The sequence below is a fragment of the Pseudomonas sp. KU26590 genome (genome assembly GCF_026153515.1).
In the GTDB taxonomy this organism is placed as follows: Bacteria; Pseudomonadota; Gammaproteobacteria; order Pseudomonadales; family Pseudomonadaceae; genus Aquipseudomonas.
Genome location: NZ_CP110644.1, coordinates 2,448,984 through 2,466,208, shown reverse-complemented (window position 1 = coordinate 2,466,208; position 17,225 = coordinate 2,448,984). Strand labels below are relative to the sequence as shown.

General features: G+C 61.7%; 13 protein-coding genes. 9 read left to right on the top strand and 4 right to left on the bottom strand.

Annotated elements, in window-relative coordinates; translation table 11 throughout:
* Positions 1-22: 22 nt before the first annotated feature.
* From OKW98_RS10965 to OKW98_RS10955, 3 genes are all read left to right on the top strand, one after another.
* Positions 23-1,639 carry an inorganic phosphate transporter gene (locus tag OKW98_RS10965; RefSeq protein ID WP_265389167.1) on the top strand — a complete coding sequence of 539 codons (1,617 nt, stop codon included), beginning with the start codon at positions 23-25 and terminating at the stop codon, positions 1,637-1,639.
* A 353-nt stretch (positions 1,640-1,992) separates the two neighbouring features.
* Positions 1,993-3,129 (top strand): FMNH2-dependent alkanesulfonate monooxygenase, encoded by a 1,137-nt coding sequence (gene ssuD, locus OKW98_RS10960; RefSeq protein WP_265389166.1) that lies wholly within the window; start codon positions 1,993-1,995, stop codon positions 3,127-3,129.
* A gap of 204 nt (positions 3,130-3,333) precedes the next feature.
* Positions 3,334-4,437 carry a sigma-54 interaction domain-containing protein gene (locus OKW98_RS10955; RefSeq protein WP_265389708.1) on the top strand — a complete coding sequence of 368 codons (1,104 nt, stop codon included), beginning with the start codon at positions 3,334-3,336 and terminating at the stop codon, positions 4,435-4,437.
* A gap of 37 nt (positions 4,438-4,474) precedes the next feature.
* Here OKW98_RS10955 and OKW98_RS10950 read toward each other — a convergent pair whose 3' ends face one another.
* Positions 4,475-4,810 carry an antibiotic biosynthesis monooxygenase gene (locus tag OKW98_RS10950; RefSeq protein ID WP_265389165.1) on the bottom strand — a complete coding sequence of 112 codons (336 nt, stop codon included), beginning with the start codon at positions 4,808-4,810 and terminating at the stop codon, positions 4,475-4,477.
* A gap of 179 nt (positions 4,811-4,989) precedes the next feature.
* Here OKW98_RS10950 and soxR point away from each other — a divergent pair, with 179 nt between their 5' ends.
* On the top strand, positions 4,990-5,451 hold the full coding sequence (gene soxR / locus OKW98_RS10945; protein ID WP_265389164.1) for a redox-sensitive transcriptional activator SoxR: 462 nt from the start codon (positions 4,990-4,992) through the stop codon (positions 5,449-5,451).
* On the opposite strand, the gene OKW98_RS10940 is transcribed toward soxR, so the two are convergent.
* The 3 genes from OKW98_RS10940 to rlmM all read right to left on the bottom strand — a co-directional run bounded on the left by OKW98_RS10940 (position 5,442) and on the right by rlmM (position 9,398).
* Positions 5,442-5,930, bottom strand: a complete 489-nt coding sequence (locus tag OKW98_RS10940; protein ID WP_265389163.1) for a hypothetical protein — start codon at positions 5,928-5,930, stop codon at positions 5,442-5,444. The genes soxR and OKW98_RS10940 overlap by 10 nt on opposite strands.
* A gap of 164 nt (positions 5,931-6,094) precedes the next feature.
* On the bottom strand, positions 6,095-7,522 hold the full coding sequence (locus OKW98_RS10935; RefSeq protein WP_265389162.1) for an FAD/NAD(P)-binding protein: 1,428 nt from the start codon (positions 7,520-7,522) through the stop codon (positions 6,095-6,097).
* Between the two features lie 808 nt (positions 7,523-8,330).
* The gene (gene rlmM / locus OKW98_RS10930; protein WP_265389161.1) at positions 8,331-9,398 is read right to left on the bottom strand and encodes a 23S rRNA (cytidine(2498)-2'-O)-methyltransferase RlmM; all 1,068 of its coding nucleotides are present in this window, start codon (positions 9,396-9,398) and stop codon (positions 8,331-8,333) included.
* Between the two features lie 235 nt (positions 9,399-9,633).
* Here rlmM and acnA point away from each other — a divergent pair, with 235 nt between their 5' ends.
* The 5 genes from acnA to OKW98_RS10905 all read left to right on the top strand — a co-directional run bounded on the left by acnA (position 9,634) and on the right by OKW98_RS10905 (position 17,206).
* The gene (gene acnA, locus OKW98_RS10925) at positions 9,634-12,375 is read left to right on the top strand and encodes an aconitate hydratase AcnA (protein ID WP_265389160.1); all 2,742 of its coding nucleotides are present in this window, start codon (positions 9,634-9,636) and stop codon (positions 12,373-12,375) included.
* A 350-nt stretch (positions 12,376-12,725) separates the two neighbouring features.
* The gene (locus OKW98_RS10920) at positions 12,726-13,517 is read left to right on the top strand and encodes a CPBP family intramembrane glutamic endopeptidase (protein WP_265389159.1); all 792 of its coding nucleotides are present in this window, start codon (positions 12,726-12,728) and stop codon (positions 13,515-13,517) included.
* A gap of 100 nt (positions 13,518-13,617) precedes the next feature.
* Positions 13,618-15,183, top strand: coding sequence for a methyl-accepting chemotaxis protein (locus OKW98_RS10915; protein ID WP_265389158.1), 1,566 nt, complete (start codon positions 13,618-13,620; stop codon positions 15,181-15,183).
* A 281-nt stretch (positions 15,184-15,464) separates the two neighbouring features.
* Positions 15,465-16,118: a hypothetical protein gene (locus OKW98_RS10910; RefSeq protein WP_265389157.1), complete on the top strand. Its 654-nt coding sequence runs from the start codon at positions 15,465-15,467 to the stop codon at positions 16,116-16,118.
* Between the two features lie 422 nt (positions 16,119-16,540).
* The gene (locus OKW98_RS10905) at positions 16,541-17,206 is read left to right on the top strand and encodes a hypothetical protein (RefSeq protein WP_265389156.1); all 666 of its coding nucleotides are present in this window, start codon (positions 16,541-16,543) and stop codon (positions 17,204-17,206) included.
* Positions 17,207-17,225: the final 19 nt, after the last annotated feature.

The window sequence follows — 17,225 nt, the reverse complement described above, 5'->3', positions numbered from 1 at the left end:
CCCCTCGACAGGATCGTGACCCATGGCAACCCCCACACTGGCTCAACGCCCCCTGCAACAGGGGCCCGGACTGAGTGCTCAATTCGGCCGCAAGCCTGGCGTGACGACGATGGTGATTTTCTTCGTCGTGCTGGTATTGGGCCTGTTTTACACCGGCTACAGCCTCAAGCAGGACATGGACGATCTGGGCACCGTGGTGCTGACCTGGACGCCGTTCATTTTGCTGGGCGTGGCGCTGGTCATTGCGCTGGGCTTTGAGTTCGTCAACGGTTTCCACGACACCGCCAACGCCGTCGCGACGGTCATTTACACCCACTCCCTGCCGCCGAACTTCGCCGTGGTCTGGTCGGGAACGTTCAACTTCCTGGGTGTGCTGTTTTCCAGCGGCGCGGTGGCGTTCGGCATCATTGCCCTGCTGCCGGTCGAGCTGATCCTGCAAGTTGGCTCGTCGGCGGGCTACGCGATGATCTTCGCCCTGCTCATCGCGGCGATCCTGTGGAACCTCGGCACCTGGTGGCTGGGTCTTCCGGCGTCGTCTTCCCACACGCTGATCGGCTCGATCATCGGTGTCGGCATCGCCAACGCATTGATGCACGGCCGTGACGGCACCAGCGGCGTGGACTGGTCCCAGGCGACCAAAGTCGGCTATTCGCTGCTGCTCTCGCCGCTGGTGGGCTTTACCTGCGCCGCGCTGTTGCTGATGGCGCTGCGCATGTTCGTGAAGAACCGCGCACTATATAAAGCGCCGGAAGGCAACAAGCCGCCGCCGATCTGGATTCGCGGTCTGCTGATCCTGACCTGCACCGGTGTGTCCTTCGCCCACGGCTCGAACGATGGCCAGAAAGGCATGGGCCTGATCATGCTGATTCTGGTGGGTACGCTGCCAATGGCTTACGCGCTGAACCGCGCGATGCCGGCCGATGAGTCGGTGCAGTTCGCCGCAGTCGCGCAAGTCACGCAACAGGCTCTGACCAAAGCGGCGCCACTGCCCGCGCCGGCCGATTCCCGCCAGACACTGTCCGTTTACATCCGCGACAAGCAGGCGACCCCTGACCTGATCCCGGCGCTGGCGGTGATGGCCGGCAAGATCGGTGATCAGGTTGCCAGTTACGGTTCCCTGGCCAAGGTGCCCGCCGAGGCCACCGCCAACGTACGAAACGACATGTACCTGACGTCGGAAGCCATCCGCGTGATGGACAAGAACAAGGTCGGCAACTTTGACGCCGACACTCAGGCCAAGGTCGATCAGTTCAAGCAGCAGATCGACACCGCGACGCGCTTCATTCCGCTCTGGGTCAAGGTGGCCGTAGCGATCGCGCTGGGCCTGGGCACCATGGTGGGCTGGAAACGCATTGTGATCACCGTCGGTGAGAAGATAGGCAAGACCCACCTCACCTACGCCCAGGGCGCTTCTGCTGAAATGGTCGCGATGCTGACCATTGGCGCGGCGGACATGTATGGACTACCGGTGTCGACCACCCACGTCCTGTCTTCCGGGGTGGCCGGCGCCATGGTCGCCAACGGCTCAGGGCTGCAGATGCGCACGCTGCGCAACCTGGCGATGGCATGGGTGCTGACCCTGCCTGCCGCGATCCTGTTGTCGGGCAGCCTGTACTGGTTGTTCACCCAGATTTTCTGATTTCGAAGAGTCTCCCGTACTCTCTTTCAGGCGCTTCGGCGCCTGTTTTTTTGCGTGCCGTTTACCAGGCCTGCGGTTGATCAGAGGGCTTATAACCCTGTAGGAGCGCGCTTGCCCGCGAAGAGGTGTGTCAGACGACGCAGCGGTCACAGGTAAATCGCATTCGCGGGCAAGCGCGCTCCTACAGGTTGTAGCCCGGCAGGCGTTCTCCAAAGGCCCCTCAGAACGAAGAAACCGGGCATATCTCTAACGGTTATAAAAATATGGAATTCAGTTCTTTTACGGAATAAATCGAAGCCTTTATAACGGGTGCACTTGTCAAAAGCCCACCGATTCCGCTCGAAGGATTTCTCATGGATGTTTTCTGGTTTCTACCGACACACGGCGACGGCCATTACCTGGGCACGACCAAGGGCGCGCGCCCGGTCACGCTCAATTACCTGAAACAGGTCGCCCAGGCGGCGGATGATCTGGGTTACCACGGCGTGCTGATTCCGACCGGTCGCTCCTGTGAAGACTCCTGGGTGATCGCATCGGCCCTTGTGCCGTTGACCGAGCGTTTGCGTTACTTGGTGGCGATTCGTCCGGGGATCATCTCCCCCACCGTTTCGGCACGCATGGCCGCGACGCTGGATCGTCTGTCCGGCGGACGCCTGCTGATAAACGTCGTCACCGGTGGCGATCCGGACGAGAACCGTGGCGATGGCAGCTTCCTCGATCACAGCGAGCGCTACGAAGTCACCGACGAATTCCTGCAGATCTGGCGCCGCGTGTTGCAGGGCGAAGCCGTGGACTTCGAAGGCAAGCACCTGAAAGTCCAGAACGCCAAAGCCCTCTACCCGCCGATCCAGAAGCCCTATCCGCCGCTGTATTTTGGTGGCTCCTCCGAGGCGGCCCATGAACTGGCCGCCGAGCAGGTCGACGTTTATCTCACGTGGGGCGAGCCCCCTGCCGCCGTGGCCGAGAAGCTGGCGGACATCCGTGAGCGCGCCGCGCGCAATGGTCGTACGGTCAAGTTCGGCATCCGCCTGCACGTGATCGTCCGTGAAACCAGCGAAGAAGCCTGGAAAGCCGCCGACACCCTGATCGAGCACATCAGCGACGACACCATTGCCGCTGCGCAAAAATCCTTCTCGCGTTTCGATTCCGAAGGGCAACGGCGCATGGCCGCGCTGCACGACGGTCGGCGCGACAACCTGGAAATCGCCCCGAACCTGTGGGCGGGTGTCGGCCTGGTAAGAGGCGGTGCGGGCACAGCGCTGGTCGGTAATCCGCAGGAAGTCGCGGAGCGAATCAAGGAGTACGCGGACCTGGGCATCGAAAGCTTCATCTTCTCCGGCTACCCGCACCTGGAAGAAGCCTATCGCTTCGCCGAGCTGGTCTTCCCGCTGCTGCCCGAGCCGTACCGCAGCCTGGCAGGCCGCGGCATCACCAACCTCACCGGCCCGTTCGGCGAGATGATTGCCAACGACTTGCCGCCGCAGAAATAGCATCGCAATCGCCCCACCTGTAGGAGCGCGCTTGCCCGCGATCGCGGTGTGCCTGAGAGGACATCATTGCCTCATAGGCCGAATTCGCGAGCAGGGTGGAGCGCCACCCCGGTCACTCCTACAGGGACTGCCCGTTTGCTGTGCGACCGCGACAAGGAGTCCTTCATGACAGCCAGCGTACCGTTCCAACCACAAGTGATCCCCATGCAGCTATTGACCCTACCGCCCTCGCCGGCCCTGGCCACCTCGATCCGCGCCACCGCGCAGGTGTTCGAAGACCCGAGGTCCCAGGCGCTGCTGGCCCACATCCAACAAGTCGCGCCCAGCGACGCCAGCGTGCTGATCATCGGCGAAACCGGCACTGGCAAAGAGTTGGTGGCGCGCCACATTCACAACCTGAGCAGCCGCCGTCACCAGCCGTTCGTGGCGGTCAACTGCGGCGCGTTTTCGGAATCGCTGGTGGAAGCCGAGCTGTTCGGCCAGGAAAAAGGCGCCTTCACCGGCGCCCTCACGGCCAAGGCCGGCTGGTTTGAAGAAGCCAACGGCGGCACCCTGTTTCTCGACGAAATCGGCGATCTGCCCCTGGCGATTCAGGTCAAACTGCTGCGCGTCCTGCAGGAGCGCGAAGTGGTGCGGCTGGGCTCGCGCAAGAGCACGCCGATCAACGTGAGGGTGCTGGCGGCGACCAATGTACAACTGGAACGCGCCATCAATGCCGGGCACTTTCGCGAAGACCTGTTCTATCGCCTGAACGTCGTCAATCTGGCGCTGAGCACGCTGCGCGAACGGCCGGGCGACATCATGCCGCTGAGCCGGCACTTCATCGACGTCTACAGCCAGCGACTGGGGTGCGGACCGATCCAGATCAGCCCCGATGCCGAGCACAAGCTGCGCACCTACGGCTGGCCGGGGAACATCCGCGAGCTGGAAAACGTCATTCACCACACCCTGCTGATCTGCCGCAACGGCGTGATTCAGGCCAGCGATCTGCGCCTGTCGAACCTGCGCCTTGAGCGTCAGGAAGACTCAGCCCCCGCCGTCGATGATTCAACCGAAGCACTGCTCGCCCGGGCGTTCCAGCGTCTGTTCGAGGAGCAGGCCGGCGCGTTGCACGAGAAGGTCGAAGACGCCCTGTTGCGCGCGGCCTATCGCTTCAGTCACTGCAATCAGGTGCACACCGCCCAGTTGCTCGGATTGAGCCGCAATGTCGTGCGCGCGCGGCTGATCAAAATCGGCGAACTGGCCGTCAACAAGCGCCGCCCCGGCGAGCAGACCCAGGGTGAACGGATGCTGCACTTGTCGGTGTGAGCCCACAGCGACGCAATGTATGGGACTGCGTTCACCCCTAACGCGGTCCTACGACTTCACCCGCCACTTCGTACGCATTAAAGATCATCGACGTCGCCCGGTGTCGACGAATCAACTCCCAAATGTCCCCTTCGCCCTGCTCGGCGTTCTCGAACGCGCGCTCGCAGTCGGTCTTCGACAGCCATTGCACATGGCTCAGCACCCGCTGACGGTCTTCGCTGACCTGCACGCTGGCGCGGACAAAGCCTGGGTAGGTGCGCGTGAAGCGCTCGAAACGTTCGTTGAGCGCCCCGACCAGCCCGGCCTGATGCTGCGGGTCGACGGCGAACTCAACGAACTGACTGAACGGAAGATGAGCGGCTGCTGGTGTCATGAAGGTTCTCCACGGATGACGGTTGTTGCTGAACAGGATGCTGCGCAAACCGGCGTTGACCCATACGTTTCTTGCGCCGGTGCGCCACTTGCCAAGTCCATCGGGGCAAGGGATGCTGCGCAGGGTAAAACCTCCAGTTAACTGGAGGTCAAGCGTCATCTGGCACACAGGAAGATTGCATGCTCACCCAGGACATCCCGCCCACCGCCCGCGAACTCACTGTTGGCCAGTTGTCCGCCCGCAGCGGCGTGGCCATCACCGCGCTGCGCTTTTATGAGGCGAAAGGCCTGATCAGCAGCCAGCGCAACGCCGGTAATCAGCGTCGCTATCCCAGGGATGTGCTGCGTCGGGTGGCGTTGATCAAAACCGCCCAGCGCCTGGGCATTCCGCTGGCGACGATACAGACCGCGCTGCAGACCCTGCCCCAGGGCCGCCCGCCCAGCCTTGACGACTGGACGCGGCTGTCCGAGCGCTGGAAAACCGATCTGGATGAACGCATCAACCGCCTCACCGCCCTGCGCGACCAACTCAATGGCTGCATCGGTTGCGGCTGCCTGTCGATGGAGGCCTGCCCGCTGCGTAACTTCGGCGACAGCTTGAGCGAGCAAGGCGCCGGGCCGCGACTGCTGGATCAGGATTGAAGGTTTTGCGGACTGACCAGGGTGCCGGCAAGGGTCTGATCGGCCAGTGACAGATGCATCTGCTGCATCGCTTGATTGAGCTGGTTGGTGGCCTGCATGAGCGAGTTGGTCATGGCCATGATTTCCATCTGCAACTGGCGCATTTTGCCTTCCCGGGCGCGGGGCGAGAGCGAGCGATCGCTCATGAACGCCTGCATGTCCTGCATGCGTTTGGCAATGCGCTCCTGAATCGAGCGGATCAGCTTGAGCTGCTCTTTGATCCGGTCAGGCAGGTGCGTGGCGTCGATGTCAGCGTTCTTGTCGCCCTTCTTCGCCGCCTTCTGCGCGTCTGCGGAAAGCAGCACTTCGATGCCCTGACGCACCTGATCGGCGGCGCTGAGGTTTTGCTGCGGATCGTCAGTGCCGAGGGGGTTTGACGCAACAGTTGGCGGCAGGAACAGCGCTGCTTCTGCGGGATTTCTGAAACTCAAGCTCAACATGAAAGATGGCCTCCATAGCCCTGTGCAATCGCTGACGTCCCTGTCGCCTCGCGATGCAAAGCTGGCGGTCTTACCGGGTCGATAATGGGCTTTCGGCCCGTTCGGAGGGTGCTTGAGGAGGGGCCGCGGAAATTGTGTCGCAGTCGACACAATCTCCTGTCCATTCAGCTCGGCACGTTGCTCGCCGCCGCCAGTCGCGCCGCCAGCAGCTTGGCCTGCAGGGCCACGTCGGTCACGGCGGTGCTTTCCCACCACAGCCCGCGCAAGGGCGGGCCCATGGCGAACAACCGCGACGAGTGGCGCCCATCGGCGTCCATGACGGCGCCTGCAGCATCGGCGGCGATCCCCAGCGCGAGCGGCCCCGGCTGAATCAGGCCGCGCGCCAACAGGTTACGCGGCAAGGGACGATCGACACGGCGCCAGTCGTATTGAATGCCGGTCGAGTTGATCAGCGCTGCGCCGCTCTCCGTGGTGGCGTTGTCCTGGCCGCGATAGCGAATGCTTATGCGGACTTGTCCGGCCTCGGCGCCCTCCACGCTGAGCAATGAGGCGGCGTGGATGTTCAAGCGCCCTTCACCGATCAGCCGATCCAGCAAGTGCGCACTGGGCGGTGGCGAGCGGTGGTGATGGCTTTCCCACCACGGCCGGACGTGGCGTACGAATTGGCGCCGTTGCAAGTCAGACGCCTGACTCCACAGCCGTGGAATGTGCACGCGCACGGTGTCGAGCGGCGCCTGCCAATCGATGCCCTGCTCCGCCGCTCGGGCGCACTGCTGGCGCAAGGCCCTGACCAGTTGCCGGGTGCTGCGAATGTTCGGATCAGCAGCGAGGAAATCCGGCCACGTCGGCGGCTGACGGCGCACGTGGGGCAACAGACCGTGGCGGGAAAACACGCCGATGGGCCCGCGATGCCCTGCTTGTTCCAGCGAGACCACAGCGTCGACCATGGTCAGGCCCGAGCCGATGATCAACACCCGGCCCTGAGGATCGAGCTGGCGCATGGCGTTTACGTCCCACGGATCAACGGCGGCGGCGTTGAGGCCGTTTGAATCACGCTGAGGCGTGCGGGCGGCGGCGAACATGCCCGTGGCCAGTACGCCAAAGCGGCCGGTCAGGTGCTCACCATTGGCGAGGGTCAGTCGCAGGCCGGCGGCGTCAGTCTGCAGGTCGGTGACTTCGCCGCGCACGTGCTTGACGGTCGAGCCGTGCCGCTCGCCGACCACCCGGGCCTCTTCCAGGCGCTGCTGAACGTACAGACCGAAAATTCCGCGGGGCGGAAACAGCTCGGCCACCGGCACCTGCTGCTGATCAGACTCCGGCCAGCCGCCGGCGGCGATATAGTCGGTCAGCCAGCGGGTGAGATCGTCGACATCGTCCGGGTCGACACTCATGCGCGCGGCGTTGCCGTTCAACGTATGGCCCAGCTCGGTAGCGCTGTAGGCCTCGCCCCGGCCCAACTCGCTGCGTGACTCGACGATCAGGATCCGCCGCTGGCCCGGCAAGCGCAGCAGCTGCACCGCGAGCATCGTGCCGCTGAGGCCACCGCCGACGATGAGGATGTCGGCGTCAGGCCCATTGTGTTCAGCGCTCATTGCTTCTCCCTTTCTCTTCGCCACCAGGGCGCACCCGGCTGATTATGGACAGCGTGTCCGTGCGCGTCGATCAGAGACGATTTGAGATAACGCCTGGCGCGAAAAAACGTCACGCCAAATAGTCAACTCCGTAGGAGCCGGCTTGCTGGCGAACGCGATGGATTAACCACGAATTTTGACCTGACACCCCACAAACAATTGTAGGAGCGCGCTTGCCCGCGAATGCGGTGGGTCAGGTGTAAGGAGGTCGTCTCATCAACCGCGTTCGCCAGCAAGCCGGCTCCTGCGGGGACCGGCGCACTATCGAGAATCGTCAGCGTGAGCGAGGTCGTCGCACTACCGAAATCCAAAGGCGTCTACGGGTCCGTAGCAACACGTGGGATCGTCGTCATACCCACCGTCCGTAGGAGCCGGCTTGCTGGCGAACGCGATGGATTAACCACGAATTTTGACCTGACACCCCACACACAATTGTAGGAGCGCGCTTGCCCGCGAATGCGGTGGGTCAGGTGTGAGGAGGTCGTCTCATCAACCGCGTTCGCCAGCAAGCCGGCCCCTACGGGGAACGGTGCACTATCGAGAATCGTCAGCGTGAGCGAGGTCGTCGCACTACCGAAATCCACAGGCGTCTACGGGTCCGTAGCAACACGTGGGATCGTCGTCATACCCACCGTCCGTAGGAGCCGGCTTGCTGGCGAACGCGATCGTTCTGTCACTCACGCAGCGCCTGAAACACCGCATTCGCGGGCAAGCGCGCTCCTACAATGATCGGCGTCTGGCGCGATGTGTCAGACGCGTGATGGGCGGATCAGCCCTTGCGCTTCATGTCCAGCCTGCGCAAATGGCAGGTCACTTCTTCGCGGTCGTGGTACAGCTGCTTGCAACCGATGGCGACCTTGACGCCGCGCGCCTTGAAGCCGTCTTCGATGCGCTCCAGCAGGCGTCGCACTTCGGCGTAACGTTGCTTCATCGGCAACTTGAGATTGACCACCGCCTCGCGGCACAGACCTTCACCCAGCCAGGTTTCCAGCAGCGCGGCGTTGCGTGCGGGCTTTTCGACGATGTCGCAGACCATCCAGTCCACCGGCTGACGCGGCTTGAAGGTAAAGCCGTCCGCCATCAAGTGCTGCACCAGCCCGGTGTCCATCAGGCTTTCGGCCATCGGTCCGTTGTCGATCGCGGTGACCAGCATGCCGCGCCGCACCAGCTGGTAGGTCCAGCCGCCGGGTGCTGCGCCGAGGTCGACCGCAGTCATGTCGCCCGACAGGCGTTCGTCCCACTGATCGCGAGGGATGAAGTGGTGCCAGGCCTCTTCAAGCTTGAGGGTCGAGCGGCTGGGCGCTTCCCGGGGAAATTTCAGGCGCGGAATGCCCATGGGCCACATCGCCGAGTTATTCGCGTCGGCCAGCCCGAGAAACACCTCGCGCCCGCTTTTGAAGGTCAGCAGCAGGCGCGGCAGGCTCGGGTTGTCGACCAGTTTGCCGGCCTTCTCCAGGGCCTTGCGCAACGGCGCTTCGAACTTGCGGCAGAAGGTCGAGAGCTCTTTGCCGTCGTTGGTGTCGACCACTTCCAGCCACAGGCTGCCGCACGGCGTAAAGCCGGCCATGTGTTCGAGGATCACGCTGATGCGGTCGGTTTCAGGCAGCTGGACAAACACACCACGGGCCCACTGCCGGGGGAAAATCAGCTCGCGAAACTTCAGGCTGTTCATCAACCGCTCGGCGCCATCGGCCTCGGTGCAGATGAATTCGGCAAAGGCGGCGTCGGTCTTCGCCTTGGCGTAGCCGGACACCTCAAGGCGGGCGGCGTGCTCGCTGAGTTCCGAGCAGACCTCGCTTTCGAAGCCGGGGCGGCAATGCATGAAAAGGGTGTTCACGGGACGGTCTCCTCGCGCGCCACGACTCGGGTCGCGGCGCAAGCTGTACATGAGGACTAACCTCAATGACTCGAAAGCGGCGCATGATAGCCGAATCAGGAACCACTGGCTCAGCCGGCGGGTCCAGTACTACTCAATGAGCATTTAAAAGCGCCGACCAGAGCGCTGCAGCAAGACCCGTCTTACCGTCGATCGCCCGTCCGCGCGTGCTGCACGGACCGTCAAGGAGTCAGTCATGCCCTCCCTCGATAGCCTGAAAAGCCTCAAGACACTCGAAGTCAGCAATAAGACCTACCACTATTTCAGCCTCCCGGATGCCGCGCGCACGTTGGGCGATCTCGACAAACTGCCGATGTCGCTCAAGGTGCTGCTGGAAAACCTGCTGCGCTGGGAAGACAACCACACGGTGACCGGCGACGACCTCAAGGCCCTCGCCGACTGGCTGATTGAGCGCAAATCCCATCGGGAAATCCAGTACCGCCCCGCGCGCGTGCTGATGCAGGATTTCACCGGCGTCCCGGCGGTGGTTGACCTCGCCGCCATGCGCGCCGCCGTGGCCAAGGCCGGTGGCGATCCCCAGCGCATCAACCCGCTGTCGCCGGTGGATCTGGTCATCGATCACTCGGTCATGGTCGACCGGTTCGGCGACGACAAGGCCTTCGGCGAGAACGTCGACATCGAGATGCAGCGCAACGGCGAGCGTTACGCGTTCCTGCGCTGGGGCCAGAACGCGTTCGATAACTTCAGCGTGGTGCCGCCGGGCACCGGCATCTGCCATCAGGTCAACCTGGAATACCTCGGCCGCACCGTGTGGACCAAGGAAGAAGACGGCCGCACCTACGCCTTCCCGGACACGCTGGTCGGTACCGATTCCCACACCACAATGATCAACGGCCTCGGCGTACTCGGCTGGGGTGTCGGCGGCATTGAGGCGGAAGCGGCCATGCTCGGCCAACCGGTGTCGATGCTGATTCCGGAAGTCATCGGCTTCAAGCTCATCGGCAAACTGCGCGAAGGCATCACCGCCACCGACCTGGTGCTGACCGTGACGCAGATGCTGCGCAAGAAAGGCGTGGTCGGTAAATTCGTCGAATTCTATGGCGACGGCCTGGCCGACTTGCCGCTGGCGGATCGCGCCACCATCGCCAACATGGCCCCGGAATACGGCGCGACGTGCGGCTTCTTCCCGGTCGACGACGTCACGCTGGAATACCTGCGCCTGTCGGGGCGTCCGGACGAAACGGTGAAATTGGTCGAGGCCTATTGCAAGGCCCAGGGTCTGTGGCGCCTGCCCGGTCAGGAACCGGCGTTCACCGATGCGCTGGAGCTGGACATGGGTACGGTGGTCGCCAGCCTCGCCGGCCCTAAACGTCCCCAGGATCGCGTCGCCCTTCCCGATGTATCCCAGGCGTTCAGCGACTTCCTCGGGTTGGCCGTCAGCCCGAGCAAGCACGAAGAAGGCCGACTGGAAAGCGAAGGCGGCGGCGGTGTCGCAGTGGGCAACGCCGCCCAGGTGGGCGAGGCTGAGTATGAATACAACGGCCAGACCTATCGCCTGAAGAACGGTGCGGTGGTCATCGCTGCCATCACGTCCTGCACCAACACCTCCAACCCCAGCGTGATGATGGCGGCCGGTCTGCTGGCGAAAAAAGCCGTCGAGAAAGGCCTGCAGCGCAAACCGTGGGTGAAGAGTTCGCTCGCACCCGGCTCCAAGGTCGTGACCGATTACTACAACGCCGCTGGTCTCACGGAGTATCTCGATAAGTTGGGCTTTGACCTGGTCGGCTACGGCTGCACCACTTGCATCGGCAACTCGGGGCCATTGCCCGATCCGATTGAAAAAGCCATTCAGCAGTCGGACCTGACGGTCGCGTCGGTGCTGTCGGGCAACCGAAACTTTGAAGGACGGGTGCACCCGCTGGTGAAAACCAACTGGCTGGCCTCGCCGCCGCTGGTGGTCGCTTACGCCTTGGCCGGCACCGTGCGCACCGACCTGAGCAGCGAGCCCCTGGGCGAAGGCAGCGACGGCCAGCCGGTTTATCTGCGCGACATCTGGCCGACCCAGCAAGAGATAGCCGACGCCGTGATGAACGTCAGCACCAGCATGTTTCACAAGGAATACGCCGAAGTCTTCGCCGGTGACGCCCAGTGGCAGGCGATTCAGGTGCCGGAGGCGGCGACCTACGTCTGGCAGCCGGACTCGACCTACATTCAGCACCCGCCGTTCTTTGAGGACGTCGCCGGTCCTTTGCCGGTCATCGCCGACGTGCAGCAGGCTCGCGTACTGGCGGTACTGGGCGACTCGGTGACCACTGACCACATCTCCCCCGCCGGCAACATCAAACTCGACAGCCCGGCCGGTCGCTACCTGCGCAGCAAGGGCGTGGAGTACAAGGACTTCAACTCCTACGGTTCGCGGCGCGGCAACCATGAAGTGATGATGCGCGGCACCTTCGCCAACATCCGCATTCGCAACGAAATGCTCGGCGGCGAAGAAGGCGGTTACACGCTGCACGTGCCCACCGACGAGAAGCTGCCGATCTATGACGCGGCCATGCGTTACCAGGAAGAAGGCACGCCACTGGTGGTCATTGCCGGTCAGGAATACGGCACGGGCTCCAGTCGCGACTGGGCGGCGAAAGGCACGAATCTGCTGGGCGTCAAAGCGGTGATCGCCGAGAGTTTCGAGCGCATTCACCGTTCCAACCTGGTCGGCATGGGCGTCCTGCCCCTGCAGTTCAGGGCTGGCGAAAGTCGCAAAACCCTGGGCCTGACGGGCAAGGAAGTGCTGAACATCACCAGGCTCACCGGTGCCACCCTCAAGCCAGGCATGAGCCTGGCGGTGCAGATTACCCGCGAGGACGGCCAGCAGGAAAACATCGACGTGCTGTGCCGGATCGATACCTTGAACGAGGTGGAATACTTCAAGGCGGGAGGGATTCTGCATTACGTGTTGCGGCAGTTGATTGCTTCCTGAGCCTCATCCCGGCTAAAGCCGCCCGCTGTCAGTGGGACTGGCTTTAGCCGGGAAGGGTCAGTTTTTACAGCCTAGATCTTCTGGTGTTCAAACCGGCCTCTTCCCGGCTGAAGCCGGCCCTACAACACCGCGCGCACCTGTGGGACTGGCTTTAGCCGGGAAGACGTCATATGGCCCCACCAAAAATGGGGCCAGTGTCCAACCCAAATCCCTCGTCATCAGAAACGCCCTACATGCCCTCCGCCCTGCATCAACAAAACATTCGGACCGACTTCCCGTTGGTCCGACATACACCCGCGTTTAATCAACGCTAAAATCGCCAGCCTATTCCGACGCCCAAGGACGACTTCATGTCGGCGCAACGCTGGACAACCCTCTTTCTGCTGTCTCTCGGCTACGGTGTGGCGCTGCTCTACGGCCAGCTCAGCGTTCCCGTGGTTATCACGTTCGGATTGCTGATCATGGCCGGCATCTGCGCCAGCCATTTCCAGCACCGCGCCGTCCGCCTGTTCGGTCACGCCCTATTTATCGCCATTGCCGCGGGACTGGCCAGTCACTGGTTACCCGGTTTCATCAGTGCACGGGCGATTGCCGGCGTGCGCCTGAGCCCCGAAGCCACGCCGTATTCGATGTACCTGAATCTCGACAGGCCCCTCATTGGCTTCTGGATCGCAATTGCCTGCCCCTGGGTGTTTGTCGCGTTTAGTCCACGACGGTGGCTGGGCGTCACCAGCATCGCCCTGCCCGTCACCGCCGCAGCGTGTTTATCAACAGCGCTATTGCTGGGCCTCGTCGGCTGGTCGCCAAAGTGGCCCGGGCAAACGGGCATCTGGGCGCTGAACAACCTGCTGCTGGTCGCGCTGACCGAGGAACTGCTTTTTCGGGGTTACCTGCAAGGGAGCCTGAAAAAATGGCTGCAACACTTGCCTTACCACGACGCAATGGCAATCGGGATGGCGTCGGCACTCTTCGGCCTTGCGCACATCGGCGGTGGCTGGGAGTGGGCGCTTCTGGCGGGCATCGCAGGCGTAGGGTATGGAGTGGCTTATCGACTGGGCGGCCTGCCCGCCGCCGTGCTCACCCACTTTGGTGTGAATCTGCTGCATTTCAGCCTGTTCACCTATCCGATGTTCGACCGGTAAGCGCGTTTCAGGACCTCGAAACATGAAGCAGTTCACAAAAGCTTCATTTTTCTCCCTCCAGGCCGATAACCGCTCACAGCCTTCCTGGATCGAATAGCTCATGCGAAATAACCAGCCCATCACTCAACGCGAACGGACCTTCCCGGCGCAGCAGCGGTTGATCTCCACCACCGATGCGCGCGGCGTCATCACCTATTGCAACGACGCCTTCATTGAAATCAGCGGTTTTTCCGAAGATGAACTAATCAAATCGCCCCACAACACCGTCCGCCATCCGGACGTGCCGGCGGCGGTCTTCGAGCACATGTGGACCACGCTCAAGCAGGGCCTGCCGTGGATGGGGATCGTCAAGAACCGCTGCAAGAACGGCGACCACTATTGGGTCAACGCCTACGTCACGCCGGTCTTCGAGAACAAACAGGTCGTGGGCTTCGAGTCCGTGCGCATCAAGCCGACAGCTGAACAGGTGCGTCGCGCCGAAGCCCTCTACAAACGCCTGAACAGCGGCAAGAGCGCTGTGCCAGGCCGTGACAAATGGCTGCCGATATTGCAGGACTGGCTGCCGTTCATCCTGGTCAGCCAGTTGAGCTTTCTGATTGGCGTCTGGCTGAATTCCCATTGGGGTTTCGTGCTCGCCGCCGCGCTGTCGGTGCCGCTGGGCCTGCTGGGCTTGAGCTGGCAGCAGCGTGGCCTCAAGCGCCTGATGCGTCTGGCCGAGCAAACCACGTCCGACCCGCTGATCGCGCAGATGTACACCGACAGCCGCGGCGCACAGGCGCGGCTGGAGATGTCGATTCTCAGCCAGGAAGCGCGTCTCAAGACCTGCCTCACCCGCCTGCAGGACACCGCCGAACACCTCAACGCTCAGGCGCGTCAGTCCGACAGCCTGGCGCAGGCCAGCTCCACCGGCCTGGAACGTCAGCGCGTCGAAACCGAACAGGTCGCCACCGCTGTCAACCAGATGGCCGCGACCACGCAAGAAGTCGCCAATCACGTGCAGCGCACCGCTGACGCCACGCAGCAGGCCAACGAGCTGACCCGTCGCGGCCGCGAGATCGCCAGCGACACACGCGAGGCGATTCAGCGCTTGTCCACCTCGGTGGGAGAAACCGGCCTGACGGTGACCCAGTTGGCGAAAGACAGCGACGAAATCGGCGGCGTTGTCGATGTCATCAAAGGCATCGCCGATCAGACCAACCTGCTGGCCCTCAACGCCGCCATCGAAGCCGCCCGCGCGGGCGAAATGGGTCGTGGCTTTGCCGTCGTCGCCGATGAAGTCCGCCAACTGGCCCAACGCACCACCGAATCCACCGGCCAGATCCACGCCCTCATCGCCAAGCTGCAACAGACGGCCACCAACGCGGTGCAGACCATGAACACAGGTCGTCGCCAGGCAGAAGAAGGCGTCCAGCAGGTCATGGAGGCCGACAAGGCGCTGGTGGGCATCAGCGACGCAGTGGCCAACATCACCGACATGACCACGCAGATCGCGGCCGCCACTGAAGAGCAAAGCTCGGTGGCAGAAGAGGTGAGCCGCAACATCAGCACCATCGCGCACCTGGCCGACCAGACCTCTGAGGAAGCACGTCGCTCTGCCACGCTCAGTGCGGAGCTGACCCACACAGCCAACACGCAATACTCACTGGTGGAGCGCTTTAACCGCTGAGTGATTGATGGGTTAGGCCAAGGCCCCAGCAGATCGTCTGCCGGGGCCTTTTTGTTTTAATTAGGATTTAAGTAGGACATTTCTGAAAATCGTTTGGGAGAGCAGTTTTTGGTTTGGCGCGGGAGGTTGGGTGTTGACAGGATTTGTAGAACTCTATTAGTTGATTATTGAAAGACGATAAATAGTTACCACCATGGGTGGGGTATTTTTTGATCTGGATAACTAATTCAATGGGCACTCTCTACGAATAGAGCGTAGCGGTGCGTCAAATGGAGATACACATGAAGTCTACAGGGCTAGTTGCACCTTCTATACCCGTGGCTGCTATCGATGGCCTCATACCGCTCGCTGATCTAACCCGGGATATTTCTGTGGTTGTGGAGACATGGACGTACTCGGATGAAGGAGATGTTTTTCAGCTAATGATTAACGGCATTATGGTTGGGCCGATTCAAACAATGCCCGTTCCGCTGCCGGCGCCAGGAACGCTCTTATCACTTACATTACCCATTGAACAACTGGAGAATGACGGATCCTACGAAGTCGCTTATACGGTCACAAACATGACAGGTGGCATTACCGTTGAATCGCCGTCGACCACAATTCGCGTCGACCGCACCAAACCCGGCGCTACCCTCCTCGCTCCCCTCATCTTCCCCACCGCCACCTTCGGCGATCAACTCATTGGCCTCCTCCCTGGCTATGCGGGCATGGCACCGGGCGATGTCATCCAGACATTACTCAACGGCGTTGCAGGCCCGGCCCATCAGGTCCAGGCGGAAGAGCTCACCCTCCGGTCCGTCGAAATCACTTTCAGCCGCGAACACCTGCAAGCCCTTGCAGCGGAAAACGTGTCCATCGAGTATTTCGTGACCGACCGCGCGGGCAATGTATCCATCACCAGCCTGCCGACGCTGGTTTCACTTAAATTGTAACCAGCGTTCAGGCTATTCAACTGAATACCAAAAGTAACCACCTCCACGCTTATGCGTGGAGGTTTTGTCAATAAATTCGCCCGGGAAAAATATTTTCAATTATTTTTTGGTGCTTTCATTCCACAAAACCTACATCTCCGTAGGAAGTGTCTGATGGACTATCAAATTTTTATAGACTACGCGCGATACATAGTTATTTAAATCACCCAAAAAAGCCGCGAAAACTGCCGCACTCACACATCAAGGACATATTCAACTGTGAAAGTTTTTCGAAGAAGCCATGCAATCCCATGCACTTCGCTTGTTTGACAGTAATATTTTTCGAATTGATCATAGGCATGTGCAGCGCCGCAGTCCTACAAGCATGCGCACAACACCCCATCCTGTAATCCTCGCACTAGCGATCTGATCAAGGAGTTCCAATGGAAGATGAAACGGATATCCAGCCGCCACCCCACTCACACCCGACCGAGTCAGATAACAATAAAAAGCCAACAGTGCCAAACCCGAAAAATACCCGCAGGACCAAACGAAAATCACCCGGCAAGAGTTCAATCCCGCTCTACGAAGATCTGCAAGCAGTGCCGCCCGTGGGCAAGAGTGCGGCTGAACAGGCGATGGTCTACGCCGGCCAGCTTCAGAACGCCCCGGGATTCCCATGGCATCACGAGATGAAGCACCCGCCTCCGCCGCCGGTATTCGAAGCGCCCTACATCACCGGTGCCGACCCCGAGGGCCCTACCGACGCCCAGCTGAACGTGGGCATCTACATCAACATCCCGCGCTCTCCGAAGCTTTGGTTCGGGGATCACCTGAAGCTGCGCTGGGGCCACAACACCTTCTACACCACCATCGGCAAGGTAGAGGGCCGAAAAGGCCCTCGCCTGGTTCAGTACCTCAACAATGAAACCCTGGCGGACTACGAAAGTGGACGTGTCGAGGTGCGCTACGAAGTGGTGCGGCGCGCCAAGCTCGTCGGCATTTCGGAAACGTTGACCGTCAACTTGCCCCGGCTGAGCAAGCGACGCGGCAAGGGCTCGACCCCGGGCCGTCCGCCGCGACGGCGCCGGATGCAGCCCAAACCGTAAACCCACGTAAAAAAGCCCC